Raw genomic sequence first — 14,627 nt, 5'->3', positions numbered from 1 at the left:
CGGGAACAATGCTCTTTTGAGCATTAAAGGAATGGGCAATGCGACAGCCAAGAAACCAGTCGATATTGATGGACGGGCGCAAAGGGGAAAATAGGGACGTTACCTTATAGATTCGGCCTTTTAATGTCTGAACCGTTCGTGCTGAGCTTGTCGAAGCACACACCGCCTTTTGACAGGCTCAAGGCAAACGGAAACTTAATACTTCACAAGGCCGAATCAATAGCTTAAAGCTAAACCATTAAGTCGGGGTCAAACGGCTTGGCCCCGACCAATTACATGTTGACAACTAAAAGTGAAATTTCACTAGGAACAATCGATACCTTTCCGAACCACGAAAGCACACCCAATAATGTTAGGCACGCTTTTGTTATTCCAAGAAAGTGTTACTCCTTAATTCGCACCAGGTCATGGCAACCTTTGCATGATTCCGTGACCTTGCCAAACGCTTCTTTGATGGCGACTTTGTCGCCTGCCGCCGCCACTTTAGCTAAACCATTTGCCGCCTCGTTGAACTTATTGGCAGCAGCAGTCACTTCATCCTTTTTCTGGAAAAACTCCGGTTTAAGGCGGGTTTGTTTCCAGCCGATACCTTGGTCGGTGCCGGGCCCGTAAAGTTCGCCCAGCCCTGAGTTTGCGACAGCTGCGATTGCGTTAGCCGCCGCAGCGACATAGTCTTTATTAAAGGACTCAGGGTTGTCGACCACCTGCTTTTTAATTTTTCCTGTATTCCAACCCAGAAAGGAATAGGCTGATTGCCTGAATCGTATCTGTTCTTCAACAGGGCCTGATATTGCCGCTGTGGCTGAAGCAGTAAGAAGGACGGTGAGTGCAATTTTTTTCATTTTTCAGTTCCTATGTTTTATCAAAATAATTTTTAGTGGTTAAAATCCCGGTGTAGCTTGGGCGGTTTGTTGGTAGCGATCGACCGGATATAGAGTTGAAATTCCACCCGACACTCCCCATACAACTGAGCAAGAGATAATCAATGACAGGATTAAACGTAATGCACCCACCCCAGACGGACGGGTGCTTATTACAGTTTCTGCAAGAACCTTGGGAACCTGCTTTTTCCCAGTCAGCATGGGTACAACAAGATTGGTTTTCTTTGCCCAACGGTAAAAAACGATGGCGATAACGTGCAACACAACCAGCCCCAACAAAAAATTAAAAGCGGTGTTATGCCAGCCCGTTAATTGGTCGCTCAATGACTTGTCGATAAAGCCAAACAGCGGCCCTTCATAGGCAATATCATCGTTGGCAAATAACCCTGTCCCTACCTGTATTGCCAATACCCCCAGGAGTGCGAACACAGACAACGCACCCAACGGGTTATGGCCAACACCCTGCCATCGGCCTTTAAGGTAAGCAACGAGACGGGGAATAGTCGGGAAAAACGACACAAACCGTGCATGGGTCGAGCCGAGAAAGCCCCAGACAATGCGAAAGATCAGCAACCCCAAAATAAATATGCCGATACGCCCATGCCAATCGATGAGTTCGCCGCCGAGTTTCGCCGTGATATAAGCGGCGGCAATAGAAACCACCAACAGCCAATGAAAAAGCCTGAGCGGTAAATCCCATATATGGACTGTAACTTTCATTGTTTTATCTCCCTTAGCTGGCATATTTCACAGTGCAGCCATAAGGCTTGGTATTCGATTTAGCCACTTTCCTGCCAATGGCCAAATCAGCCAACGCTGCGCTGATATAATTTTCCGCTTTGGCGATATCTGCCTTATCGGTAGAGGGAATACTGTCTATCCCACCTTTGTAAACTAGGATGCCCTGCGGATTAATAATAAAAAACTGTGGCGTATTGGTTGCGTTATACAGCTTGCCAATCGAACCGTCTGGGTCGAATACCGTATTCGATGGCGCCGCGCCGCGATCCTCATTCAACTTCCTGGCAGTTTCGCCATCGACATGGCCTTGCTTACCCGGCGCCGATGAGATAACTTGCAGCCACACCACGCCTTGTGCGGCTGCACTTTTTTGTAACTTCGGAATATTTCCACTTTCGTAATGTTTAACCACAAAAGGGCATTCGTGGTTAGTCCACTCCAGCACAACGGTTTTTCCATGCAGGTCAGCTAGGCTGATCGTCTTGCCGTCGGCTGCGGCACCAGAAAATTGCGGCGCGGGCTTATCTACTATCGGTTCGGCATTAGCCGCTGCAGATGCAACGGCAAAAACCAAAACCGTTAGCGCAATTTTATAAAGTGTGTGTAAATTCATATAGGTTCCTCAATAGTACGAAATGACAAACTGATATTTTCCCTACGCTTTTCAGGTAGCGGCTTTGATAGGCATGCCTGCCAGACTAAAATTACCTTATCTCCATCTTCAACTCCGTAAATCAATCAACATGTTTATTAAAAAACCAGCATGGCAATACAGGCACTGCCAAAGGTAACCAATCGCGTTGTTGTTAATAGCAATGACACCCGTCGCTTTCGAAAACAAAAATAAGGCATTAACCTGACTTAGCTATCCTTAAAATTTGCATCGGCTTTACCTCCAGACATGACTGCCCTCATGACTATTTCAGGCGTCAATATCTGGGGCAGGACAACCGGCACTATCGATTTACCCGATCCAGGCGGATAAAGAACATAAAGCGGTACGCCGCTTCGTCCAAACTCGGCCAGAATCTTACTGATTTCATTATTGCGGTTAGTCCAGTCGCCTTTCAGGTAAGTAATGCCGGAACGCTTAAAAGCATCAATGACGCTATCCTGACTGAGCGCAACCTTTTCATTCACCAAACAGCTGATGCACCAGGCTGCCGTCAAGTTGAGGAACACAGGCTTTCCTTGGCTCAACAGCTCATGTAAACGAACTTCAGAGTAAGGTTCGAAATGCTTAACCGACTCAACATTTACCGACTGCGTATTGGGAATAGAATCCACTCCGTAGTAGCCGCCAAACAAGGCGAGTCCCAGCGCCAACCCGGCAATACTCCGGCCAATCAATTGCGTTACTTGTTTTGTATATTTGGTTGATTCATATAGCCCCGCTGCAAAGGCGATGACGACCAAACCGCCCAGCACGAAAGCAATTGAATTGACACCTGCCTGCTGGGCCAATACCCAGGTAAGCCACGATGCTGCCCCATACATGGGAAAAGCCAAGCCCTGTTTTAACCTCACCATCCAATCGCCCGGTTTTGGCAAGCACCGTTGCAGGAACGGCCATTGGCTGATTAATAAATAAGGCAACGAGCCCCAACCCTAACGATAAGCAGATAGACAGCAGTACAACAGGCGATTGCGTTAATGCGAACCCAAGCGCCGCTGCCATAAACGGTGCCGTACAAGGTGTGGCGACAAGCGTTGCCAATACGCCTGTGAAGAAGCTGCCGCTATAACCGGAACGGGTAGCCAATGATGAACCGATTCCTGCCGCCGAACTGCCTATCGAAAATACGCCAGACAAATTCAGCCCAACCGTAAACATTAAATAGGCCATAAAAGTCACAAATAAAGGCGACTGGAATTGAAAGCCCCAGCCGATTTTAGCTCCGCTCGTCTTGAGAATAATCAATACGCCGCCAAGCAAGGCAAAACTCACCAGGATACCTACGGTATAAGCCAGGCCGTGTAACCTGTTTTGGCGGGTATCCTGTCCAGTATGTTTAATTAAATGCAAGGCTTTCATTGACAGGACAGGGAAAATACAAGGCATCAGGTTAAGGATTATCCCGCCCGATAAAGCCAGCAGCAGCGCCGATGCGAGAACCAGACCGGTCTCGCCATTTTTAGCTGGGAGCGCGGGCGGCATGAAAACGTTAACCGGAACTTTTACGTCATATCCCCGCTTAACTTCACCATTGCCGCCTTCTTCCGTAACCGACAAAACACCGGATAGATTGTCACTGCTAGACAGCGGCATATCCCCTTGTTTAAGCTGGAGCTCAATGTTCTCTCCTGAGACGCGCCAATGTTGTTCTGCCCCGTGTACAACCCTGCCCCATTCATCCGGAAAAAACTGTATGCCTTTAATAAAGTCGGGGTTGAGTTTTGCTTGTATGATTCGTAACGTTAAATGACTATTATTTTGTTCAAGACTGATTGGCCAAGGGCTGACTACGGGCAAAGCGGCAAGCGCATGTTCGATTAACGGGCTGCCTTGCCCTGGAGGTGTACTGGAAAATGCAATCGGCAAAGGCAATTCTAAGTCAGCTTCTTGAGGCAGGCAGATTTCCTCGCAAACCAGCCATTGCGCTTTGGCTTTGACTGGAAAAATATTTCCAGCAACACTCTCTGGCGATACCTTAATTTTGGTCAGTAAGGTAACTTCATTTGAATAGCCGTAATTAGTGACTGGACCTAGCGTTATCCGGCTGGGTATGGGCCATTGTATTTCTCCTGCACTTGCGCCAACGGGTAGTTCATATCGGATGTTTGGCGCCAATCCGGAGTCGCCTGGGTTTCGCCAATAGATATGCCAATGCGGAATAATAAGAAAATGCAAACCTACCAAAATCTCGTCCCCTGGGTGCACGTAATCGACAGAAGCGATCAGTTGCGCTTTGACCTGTCCTGTTTGCGCTTCAAACGAACTCGCCTGGGCTTTCGTGCACAACAACGCAAAGAAAGCAAAAGCATATGCCAGCAAATGAAACTCACGCTTAAAATAGCTAACATTCATCGGCAATAGCCCCAACTGCATATTCAACTAATACCATCGGCTAGATACGCAAGTGCTTATTAAAAAAGCTGATCGTGCGCTGCCACGCCAGCTTTGCAGCCGCTTCGTCGAAGCGAGGCGTGGTATCGTTGTTAAAGCCGTGTTGAACGCCTGGATAGATGTAGGCTTCATACTTGATTCCGGAGCCTTTCAGGGCAGCCTCAAAACCCGGCCAGCCAGCATTGATGCGTTCGTCTTCGCCGGCATAATGCAACAACAGCGGCGACTTGATTTTTTTTGTTTCCTCGGCGGTTGGTTGACTGCCATAAAAAGCGACACCAGCGGCCAAATCAGGAATTGGTGTCGCCAGAAAATTAACGATCCCGCCGCCGTAACAAAACCCGACAGCCCCCAGTTTACCGTTGCTGTCCGGCAAATTTTTCAGGGCTTGAGCAGCCGCAATAAAATCGGCTTTGGTTTTGCCTTGATCCAGTGCCTTGAAAATTTCCCTTGCCTTATCTTCATCGCCCGGATAACCGCCTAGGGCAAACAACGCGTCAGGAGCGAAAGCAATAAAATTATCGAGGGCTACCCTGCGGGCAATATCTTCAATATGTGGATTTAAGCCCCGGTTTTCGTGGATCACCAATACGGCAGGGAGCTTTCCAGTATAGTGGGCGGGTTGGACCAAATAACCGCGAATCTTGCCATAGCCCGCAGGCGATGGATATTCCACGTACTTTGCCAGAATACGCGGATCGTCATTCGCTATTTGCTGGGCTTGGACAAACTGCGGATTCAATGCCTCAAGCAAAGCCTCTGAAGATAACCCAAGAACCGAATACTTTGCGGCTGACGCCAAAAACCCACGTCGTGAAAGTTGGCCGTGAACATATTTGTCGAATAGGCCAAGCACCTCTGGATCGAAATCTTTAGCTGTTTTACGTGTCATACATTCTCCTTAGACCTTGGTCGGTCTTGTAGGGTGTGGATTTTATGTGGGCAACTATCCGCATTTCTTCAGTCAAGTTTCACCTTATGGATTTCTTACACGACTATTTCGCCCTGCCCTTAAATCCTTGCGCAAGCAAAGGAATCTTGTAAGCAGAACCGCGCCCAACCACATAAAGCGTCTTCTTATCCGTGCCAGCAAAAGCCAGGTTTTGCGGCTTTTTTGGAAGCGGTATCACGCCCAGGGCTTCGCCTTTGGGACTGAACACTTCGATTCCGGCATTTGATGCGACATAAAGCCTGTCTTCGTCATCTATCGCAAGGCCATCGGCTCCGCTAGACCAGTTGCCGTCTTCCTTTTTCCAACCTTCGAGCTTGGCAAAATTTCTTCTGTTAGAAATAGCCCCATCTTCGGAAATGTCATAGGCCAGAACATGCTCGCCCAGGGTATTGGCCACATATAAGACTTTTTCATCCTTATTCAACTGGATCCCGTTAGGACGCTGGACATCGTCAGCCAAACGTTTTAATTCGCCTGATGGAGTCACATAAAATACGCCTGGATGGGAAGGCGGCGGATTGGGATTTTCTTTTGTCGGGCGCGTACCGCTATCGGTAAAATAAACGCCGCCGTTTTTAGCAAGGACTAAATCGTTGGGCCGTTGAAACCCGGCGCCTTCGAAACCTTCAAAGAATTTACTTTGCTTATCCGCAGGGTAAATAATGCCCACCTGCGGCTTTAACGCTTGTACCGCAATAATTTCCCCATTTTCTTTCAATGCCAGGCCATTTGCGCCGTTTGAATTTTCTAAAAATGTTGAAAGGGTATTGTCGGGCGCAATCCGCGTAATCCGGTTGGCGGTGGTTTCAGTAAACAACAAGCTGCCATCGGTGTAACCAATGGGGCCTTCCGTACCATTAAAGCCATTCTTGATTAGCTCGATGACAACGCCCCCTGCTGAAACACCGGGAATAGGCGGCGTAACCGGGTCTTCTTCGGCATGCACATTAACTGCAAACAATATGGCACCGATCACTGAAAATAATTTCGCATGTGAATTTTTTACTAACATTTTTCCTCCATCATAAAACCTGTGTTGGTCGTCAGTTGCCTTAAATCCGACAAGAAAAAAGGACGGGCAATTTTCATTACCCGCCCACCGCCGCTACAACACTCAGAAATTCGCCCTGAAGTTCACCCCAAAATAACGGGCTTCACCTTGGACGCCGGTAACCGCACCCGTACTGGACAAGCCGCCTACATTTGTTATGAACTTGGTGTCGAAGATATTTCTCGCAATCAGGCTTAAGTTATACTTTCCATTATGCGTGGCAACCCCGATACCGCCATCCGTGATGTGGTAGGCTTTTTGAAAGCCGTTCGGCGACAAGTCTGCATTCAGGTTGGCTCGCGAACGGTAGCTGTTATTGAGAAAAGCTACGCCATCAAGTCCATAAACTCCCAAAGGGAAGCGATAGTCAGCGCCAAAGTTAGCCGTAAACAACGGCGCATTGGGTATGGTTTTACCTGTGTAGTCGCACGGTTCTGGGTTGTTAAGTTCGGCCGCACAAGGAGCATTTTTAAAGTCGGTAAAGACTGCATGGTTGAAAGAGCCGTTGAAAAACAAATTCAAGCCTTCATAAGCGTTCCATGTGGAATCCAACTCAACCCCTTGCATTTCGATACCACCGACATTCCCTGTTTTTGTGCGAAATCCTGAAGTCACGGAAGGATCTGCGACTTGCAACCTGGCTTGGTAATCCGTCACATTGGTATCGTACAAGTTAAGGTTGACAAATAATTTCCTATTCAACCAAGCTGTTTTTACGCCTAATTCAAAGTCCAGGACTTTTTCGGGTTTGGCATTCTCCGGCTCACCTTGAGAGTCAAACAGGGCAGCCCCGGCTTTCTCGCCACCAGAGACTGAAAAATACGCCAGTATGTCGTCGTTGAATTTATAACTGGGGTTCATAAGCCAATTTTGTGAATGCTCATCGAAACCTTGGCGTTCGGTTTGGCCGTAAACAGTGCCGAGAACGCCGCCTGAATTGCCATCGCCCCGTATGCTAATTGCATCCTGGATATTTCTGGCAGTCGCTCCGGCATACCTTGGGTTTGTCCGATCAAGACTCAAATGCGGTGTTGTATAAAATTTGTTGGCCACATTACTGCGATCTTCCCACGTATGCCTCAACCCCAAGGTCAATGTGGCCTTGTCAGTTACATGTAAATCGGCCTGACCGAAAGCAGACAAACTGGTTACCGTCGGATTAAGTGTGCTTGTTAACAATAACCCGTCCAGGGAATCGCGCATCAACTGCCTGCCAACGGCTGTCGCATTTAACCGGTTATAAGCTGTATTGCCGGCATAAAAAGCGCCGGCATCCGCACCATATTTTGTCTGGCTTGTTACCTCGTTATCGGTGCGGAGACCTAAAGCACCTACCTGGTAATCGATAAAACCAAATCCTGGTTCTTTGGATGTCAGCCGAAGTTCTTGAGACCATTGCCTTGCCTCGACCGTACCGCCTGCAATTTCTGATATGGCATAAGGGGATTGATCGCCATCGTTATGAGGCTCGAAAAGCCCCCAGCGATAGGCGGAAATAGAGGTTAGGGTATGTCGAGGGATTTCCCAGTTGATTTGGCCAGATACACCTTCCTGATCGCCACGTGAAGCACGTATGTCATCAAACGCCACCTTTCGTGGATCCCCCCTAAGCGGTTTATAAGCTTGGCCATTAATATTAAAATGGTCGCGTGCCAAACGGGTAGCATGGCTCAGGGTGCGTAAATCGCCATTGGCAAAACGTGATGGATCAGCGATTTCATAGTCTGCAATCTGGGTATTTGTGGCAGTTGCCCTGTCCAAAATAATCCTTGCCGACAAGTCTTCTGTAGGCGTAAACAAAAACTGTAACCGGCCGCCTAAGCGGTCGGTTTCTTTCAGTTTTCCTACGGTTACAGGACCGTCCAGATTGTCTACAAAACCATCGCGGCGATCGATATAAAATGAGCCCCGGTAAGCCAGTAAATCTTTAATAACCGGACCGGAAGCCGAAACTTTTCCCTGTAGGGAATCACGGTTGCCGGCAAAGCCTTCAACATAGTATTCCGGTTTCCAGGTCGGCGTTTTCGTGACGATATTCAGTAAGCCAAGGTTTGCGTTTTTACCTTGCAATGTTCCTTGGGGACCGCGTAAAAGCTCAATGTGGTCGAGGTCGACAAAGTTAGTAAATACACTCCCTGGCCAGATGATGGGTACATTATCCACTTGGACGCCGACACTTGGGTCGCGCGCCTCGTCACTGGCATTTTTACCCAAACCACGAATCGCGATACTGGTTTGCCTGGCATTACTGGCGGTAAACAGAAGATTGGGGACTTTTTGGGTGATTTCATGAACCGTTACAATGTTATCCCTTTTAGTCGTTTCACTACCGACAACTGAAACCGGCAAAGGAACGTTCTGCAATTTTTCTTCCTTGCGGCGGGAGTTAACAACAACTTCACCCAAAGCCTTGGGGGCTTCAGATGTAAAGGTTTTTTCTTCCTCTTGCGGTTCTACAGCTGCAACGCCGCCAGGGCTTACCGCTGTAGCCCCTTCCGCAGTTGCCCCAGAACCATTGGGATTGTCAGTCGTTGCCCCAGCTGCTGCCTGACCAGCACCCGTATCTATTGCACTCTTAAGCTGTTCATTTTCAAGTTTTGCCCTTTCCAACTCCTGCTTTAATCGGGCATTTTCCGCCGCTAATTCATCGGATATCGGATTGGCAACACTGGCATTTCTTTTTGCAATGCGGTGATGTGATTTTTTGGCAGCAAAACTATCGTTTGTCCCTAAAAGGCAGGTCCCTGCAATCAGTATGGCAATGCTATTTATTGCGGCGCGGCTGTTTTTAGGTAAACGGACTTGCAGTTCATTGCCGTCTTGGGCAGCTATTCTTTCACCAGATAGCAACCAACTTTTTGAATTGTTCCTTATCAAGGATTTCAATCTGCCACTTGTCTGAGATCGTCTCCATAAATTATAAATACTCATTTAACTTCCCCTTGATACATCATTGCTTTGAATTGAATTGGTAATTTGCTGGCGCTTTTTTGGGGCAAAGCCTCTCTATTCAGCCCAATCGGGCTGAACTAAATGTTTGCATTGCTTAAATTAGTTACTTGCCTGGAATTGTTAGAACCGATAGCTTGGAAATCCCTGATCGCTCTATTGAAGACATCACTTTAGCTACAGTGCCATATTGGACAGCGTCGTCTGCGTTTAGATTGAGCGCTATTTCGGGGTCGGCCGCCTTACGGGTAAGCAATTCCTTTTCAAAGCTCTCCAAAGCAATTTCGGCTTTATCGATAAAGACTTTTCCCTTTGCGTCAACGCTCACATAGACCGCCTCTTTTTCCTCAGGCGGGGCGGTTTCGGCGGTTTTTGGCAAATTGACATGGACGGCTTGCGTCAGTAAAGGGGCGGTGACTATGAACACCACCAGTAATACCAGCATCACGTCAACCAGGGGCGTGACATTGATTTCGCCCATAACATCATCGCCGTCATCTTGTGTCTTAAAGGCCATTAGATTCGCGCCCCCTCTGCGTTAAAATCTTCTTGATCCTGCTTTTGGGTTGGTTTCTTAAGCCCTATTTCGCTACCATGTGAAGAGGCAGCCGAATTTGGGCGCTGGCGTTTGATCAAGAACGAAGTCTTTAAGGCGAGATGAATAAAATCGATGGCAAAATCATCAAGATATGCCCAAATCACTTTATTTCTCCGGATATAAAAGTTGTAACCGATAACGGCGGGAACAGCGACGGCTATGCCAACGGCTGTGGCAATAAGCGCTTCACCGATAGGGCCAGCCACAACCTCCAAACTTGCCGACCCGCTTTTACTAATGTTAGTCAGCGCCCCCATAATCCCCCAAACGGTTCCGAATAAGCCCACAAACGGTGAAATACTGCCAATGGTTGCCAATATCGATAATCCGCTTTCCAGCGAACCACGCTCTTTCTGCATCTGTTGACGCAGCCGCCTGTCTAACAGCTCTTGTCTATCGCCGGCATGTTCCAGGTCGTGCGTGGTTGTCCCGCCGTCGGCTTCCCTCAAGGTGTCAAAGCCAATACCAGCAACCCTGGCAGCAGGCCCCTTATTGATGTCCAATTCAGAGGCTGCCTGAAAATCCTGAGCACCCCAGAATTTCTTCCCATACACCCTGTTGTAATGGGAAACCCGCAGATGCTGTATGCCCTTAATAAGAATTAAAGTCCATGTCACGACTGAAAAAACGATTAAAACCCATAAGGTGCCATCCACAATCAGGCTGGTTGTCACATCGGAGCCTGTAGACGCTGTAATATTGGCAGCAGATGAAACCAACTTCGACGCCGCTGGCGCAATATCCGTAGCCGTCGAATGAATAGTGTTAGCCGCACCCGCAGACGCCGTATCAGCATCTGGAATTGCGGGAGAGCCTGGTAATGGGGCCTGAATTGCTGCCTGCGGATTGTTGGTAAGCGCGGATGTTTTTTCTGTCATAAATAAAACCTCAACCTTGTAAGTTAAAAGTGATTGGAACCGTTACCCAACCGTCGATTGGGGTGGTACCGCGTTTAGCGGGAACAAATGACCATTTTTTTACCGTCCTCACAGCTTCAGCGTCTAAAACCTCTTTTCCGCTGGATTTAACGACCGAAACACTATCCGGCCTCCCACCAGCAAGAACATGTACTTTCATCAATACCCGTCCTTCCCATCCCCTTTCTTCGGCTACTTCGGGATAAACCGGGGCGGGATTATGCAGGTACCCCGCACCAGCACTCGGTTGCGTCACTTTCTCTACCTTGGGTGTCGGCGGCGGCGCAGGTGGGGCGGAAACAACGGGTGCGGCCTCTTGTGTTTCCACTGTCGGTACGTTAACAGGCGGGGGCTCGACTCGCTTGACTACCGGCTTTGGCTTAACTTTAGGCTTAGGCGGCTTTTTTAACGGAACCACTTTTGGCGGTGGCGGCGGCGTTTGGACAATTGGCTGCTTGGGCTGAACAAATTCAATGTGTACCTTGTGCGGAATTTTTACCGGCTCAATCTGTTCTTCTTTTGAAACCGAAAATTCTTTAAAGAAGTGGACGACAGCGGTATGGACAAACAGCGTCAATATGGCGATCAACAAATAATCGAGAAACTTACTGTCGGGATAAGTCGTGTTATACCTAAAGCCATGAAGGGGAACCGCAACCGACGAAGATGGCGCGTTTATAATAGGGTGGCCTAAACCGGACTTGATGGGGATAACATTAACCGCTACCTTTCCTTGCTTGCGTATTTCAGGCTCATGCTGTTCAAAAGCCTTTAAAGGTCTATTCATTATGAAATCTCCCCTTATATTATTAAAAAGTTGTTAACTTCTAACTTAAATAGCTAACGATTTGGGCCGTTTTGCTTTTTGTCGACCGACTTAAGTTAATTCTTAATTGAGTAAAAGCATTATTCATGCCATAAATAAATGACTCAGCAAACACGTTGACAAATTTTCAGACAGCCACTTATCTTTTTGTATTTAAATGGATAATTTTTAATTGTCGGCGCGGCATTGAAACTTATTAGATGTTCGCGGCTTATCTTTCAGAAAACATCGAAATGAAGCCTGCTCCTTGAGCATCAACTTAAAGGCTCGCTTGCTACTTATGTGTTTACTGACCAACACCCCTTAGCGTGTTAAAGGAATCATCGAGATAATGAAAAAATTTTGAGTTCCCAAAAGCTTGCCAAATGAAATGATTATCAAAAGGATTGCAAATGACATACGGCATCACAAACCGCAAGCCATCGCCAATGGCTGTGGCACGAAATATTTTTCTGATCCTAAGGTTTTATCGGCATCGTAGATACCGATTAAGGCTGGACATGGCCTTTTGACATTCGATGGGTAAGGCTTATACCCTGCAAACAACAATTCTTCTGTTGTTACTGCTGGATGTTTATATGGGATAAAAAGGCGTCATTCCACCGGAAATATCAGGTAATCGGTCCATTTGGTTTCGCCGCCGGCCTTGTCCGCATTGGGTAACATTTTTTCATTCCAACCGCCGCCCAACGCCTTGACCAGGGAAACGGAAGCTACGAGTCGTTCACCCATAATCTGGACGGAAGTTTGCCTATTGGAAAGCGCCGCAGCCTGGGCGGTCATCACATTCAGGTAATTGACTGTGCCCGCTTTATATTGGTTGTTAATTTGCTGTAACGCCTGTTCTGCAGTAGCTACAGCCTTATTCTGCACTTGCGATTCTTCTTCCAGGATTCGCAGGGCAGCCAGGTTGTCCTCAACTTCTTTAAACCCAGTCAGCACGGTTTGCCGGTAAGCGGCAACACTGGCATCATAACCGTCGATTGCCTGCTTATAGTCGGCGTTTTTTGCGCCGCCATCAAATAGTGTCAACGCTGCCCCAGCAGGACCCAACGCCCAATAACGACGAGCCATCGTGAATAAAGTATCAACCGTAGTCGATTGAAAGCCGTTTGAAGCAGACAGATTGAATGTTGGAAAATAAGCTGCCTTGGCAACGCCGATCTCGGCATTGGCGGCAGCGATTTTACGTTCGGCTTCGGCAATATCCGGACGCCTTTCAAGCAACTCCGACGGCAGGTTGACTGGGATTGATGGCGGCTGCACGTCCAACGGCATAGGGGCTAAGCCCAGTTCCGCAGGACTTTTTCCAATTAGGACGGCAATCGCATGCTCCAGTTTCGCCCGCTGAACCCCAAGATTAATAGCCTGGACGCGAACCGACTCCAGTTGTGTTTCCGCCTGCACTACATCTGTTTTGGCGACTACGCCTGCGGCATAGCGATTTTTTGTGATGTCCAGGGTTTTACTGTACGTTGATATGATTTCATCCAAGAGCGCTTTCTGTGCGTCCAATGCTTTCATCTGAAAATAATCCTGCGCCAGCTCCGCCTCACTGGATAAGCGTAATGCCTGTAAGGTGGCTGCGCTCGCTTGGGCTTTGCCAGTGTTGGCTTCAATCTGTCGGCGGACACTGCCCCATAAATCCGGTTCCCATGCCACAGCCACAACCGTTCCGAACAAGTTCCTAACCCCGGATACGGCAACGCTTTGGCCGGTCGCCGCCTTGAAACGGTTTACGGTGCCTGTCATATTAATTATCGGAAAGAACGCTGATTCCGCCGATTGCACCAAATGTTGGGCTTGCCGATATTGGGCTTCTGCCTCAATAAGCGATTGATTGGCGGAAGCGACCTGCCCCTCCAGTTCATTAAGCCGGTTATCCTTATAAATTTCCCACCATTTGCCGGACAATACTTGGTCATGGGGTTGTGCTTGCTTCCACCCTTTAATTTCCTTGAACTGCATGGGAACCGATACCGCTTGCGGGCGGACATAGTCAGGCCCAACCATGCAAGCCGCCAGCTGCGTCGATAGCAGGATACACGTTATATCTTTCCGAATTCGGATGCCCACGCAACTCCCTTAAAGATCACAAATAAGATACACGGACGATGACAACCAAGCCAAAGTCAATCAACGTCTTTCCATGAACCATAAAGCATCTTGCCGAAGAGTAGTAACTAGGAGAGGAATAAATCCGACAATCCGGCCCTTTAGTTAAATGCCGGTATCCTGATCTGTTCATAGCCATCATTGTCGGCTTATATTTCTGAACATCTGGGTTGAATTATTTATGCATAAGGATCAAACGTTCAGTAGCTAAAGCAAAACACATACCAATTAAACCCCAATTGATTTCATGGAGATTTATCGCTTGAGGCACACCAAGCTGCCCCAATACCAGCAGCTTGTGCTTATGCGATGACCGCCTGACAACAACCTGACCCATGTTTTTATTCCTTGAACTTGCTGCGCATCCCACCTGAGAGTGGCTACCCCTTATTCTTTAAACCAAAGATTTAAAGATAATTGATACCATTACTGTCCGAAGATTTCATCAAACAAATTCAATTGGTTAGGCATTTGCAGTTCCTCTGCATTGAACTCTATATTTGTAACCAATTGATTGAGTGGTATTTTTT

Annotated in this window: 12 protein-coding genes; all 12 read right to left on the bottom strand. The window is 47.8% G+C overall.

Going from position 1 to position 14,627, the window contains the following annotated elements; all coding sequences use genetic code 11:
• Positions 1 to 383: 383 nt before the first annotated feature.
• The gene (locus MGMO_RS08135) at positions 384 to 842 is read right to left on the bottom strand and encodes a c-type cytochrome (protein WP_023494573.1); all 459 of its coding nucleotides are present in this window, start codon (positions 840 to 842) and stop codon (positions 384 to 386) included.
• Positions 843 to 881: 39 nt separating this feature from the next.
• Entirely contained in the window at positions 882 to 1,601 is a 720-nt protein-coding gene (locus MGMO_RS08130; RefSeq protein WP_023494572.1) for a cytochrome b/b6 domain-containing protein, read from the bottom strand.
• Positions 1,602 to 1,614: 13 nt separating this feature from the next.
• On the bottom strand, positions 1,615 to 2,235 hold the full coding sequence (locus MGMO_RS08125) for a redoxin domain-containing protein (protein ID WP_023494571.1): 621 nt from the start codon (positions 2,233 to 2,235) through the stop codon (positions 1,615 to 1,617).
• Between the two features lie 248 nt (positions 2,236 to 2,483).
• Complete coding sequence (locus MGMO_RS20560) at positions 2,484 to 3,050, bottom strand: thioredoxin family protein (RefSeq protein ID WP_023494570.1); 567 nt, start codon at positions 3,048 to 3,050, stop codon at positions 2,484 to 2,486.
• Entirely contained in the window at positions 3,004 to 4,650 is a 1,647-nt protein-coding gene (locus MGMO_RS08120) for a protein-disulfide reductase DsbD domain-containing protein (RefSeq protein ID WP_235557252.1), read from the bottom strand. The genes MGMO_RS20560 and MGMO_RS08120 overlap by 47 nt, the downstream gene beginning before the upstream one ends.
• Positions 4,651 to 4,690: 40 nt before the next feature.
• Positions 4,691 to 5,581 carry a dienelactone hydrolase family protein gene (locus tag MGMO_RS08115; RefSeq protein ID WP_023494568.1) on the bottom strand — a complete coding sequence of 297 codons (891 nt, stop codon included), beginning with the start codon at positions 5,579 to 5,581 and terminating at the stop codon, positions 4,691 to 4,693.
• A 103-nt stretch (positions 5,582 to 5,684) separates the two neighbouring features.
• Positions 5,685 to 6,653, bottom strand: a complete 969-nt coding sequence (locus MGMO_RS08110) for an SMP-30/gluconolactonase/LRE family protein (RefSeq protein ID WP_023494567.1) — start codon at positions 6,651 to 6,653, stop codon at positions 5,685 to 5,687.
• Positions 6,654 to 6,755: 102 nt separating this feature from the next.
• Positions 6,756 to 9,623 (bottom strand): TonB-dependent receptor, encoded by a 2,868-nt coding sequence (locus MGMO_RS08105; RefSeq protein WP_023494566.1) that lies wholly within the window; start codon positions 9,621 to 9,623, stop codon positions 6,756 to 6,758.
• Positions 9,624 to 9,747: 124 nt separating this feature from the next.
• A complete protein-coding gene (locus tag MGMO_RS08100) occupies positions 9,748 to 10,158 on the bottom strand; it encodes an ExbD/TolR family protein (RefSeq protein WP_023494565.1) in 411 nt (136 codons plus the stop codon).
• Positions 10,158 to 11,117 carry a MotA/TolQ/ExbB proton channel family protein gene (locus MGMO_RS08095; protein WP_023494564.1) on the bottom strand — a complete coding sequence of 320 codons (960 nt, stop codon included), beginning with the start codon at positions 11,115 to 11,117 and terminating at the stop codon, positions 10,158 to 10,160. The genes MGMO_RS08100 and MGMO_RS08095 overlap by 1 nt, the downstream gene beginning before the upstream one ends.
• A 10-nt stretch (positions 11,118 to 11,127) precedes the next feature.
• Entirely contained in the window at positions 11,128 to 11,943 is an 816-nt protein-coding gene (locus MGMO_RS08090) for an energy transducer TonB (protein ID WP_023494563.1), read from the bottom strand.
• A gap of 633 nt (positions 11,944 to 12,576) precedes the next feature.
• Positions 12,577 to 14,058 carry an efflux transporter outer membrane subunit gene (locus MGMO_RS08085; RefSeq protein ID WP_023494562.1) on the bottom strand — a complete coding sequence of 494 codons (1,482 nt, stop codon included), beginning with the start codon at positions 14,056 to 14,058 and terminating at the stop codon, positions 12,577 to 12,579.
• Positions 14,059 to 14,627 lie beyond the last annotated feature (569 nt).

It is taken from the genome of Methyloglobulus morosus KoM1 (assembly GCF_000496735.2).
In the GTDB taxonomy this organism is placed as follows: domain Bacteria; phylum Pseudomonadota; class Gammaproteobacteria; order Methylococcales; family Methylomonadaceae; genus Methyloglobulus; species Methyloglobulus morosus.
The sequence above is the reverse complement of the archived record's forward strand: the minus strand, read 5'-3'. Positions and strand labels throughout refer to the sequence as shown.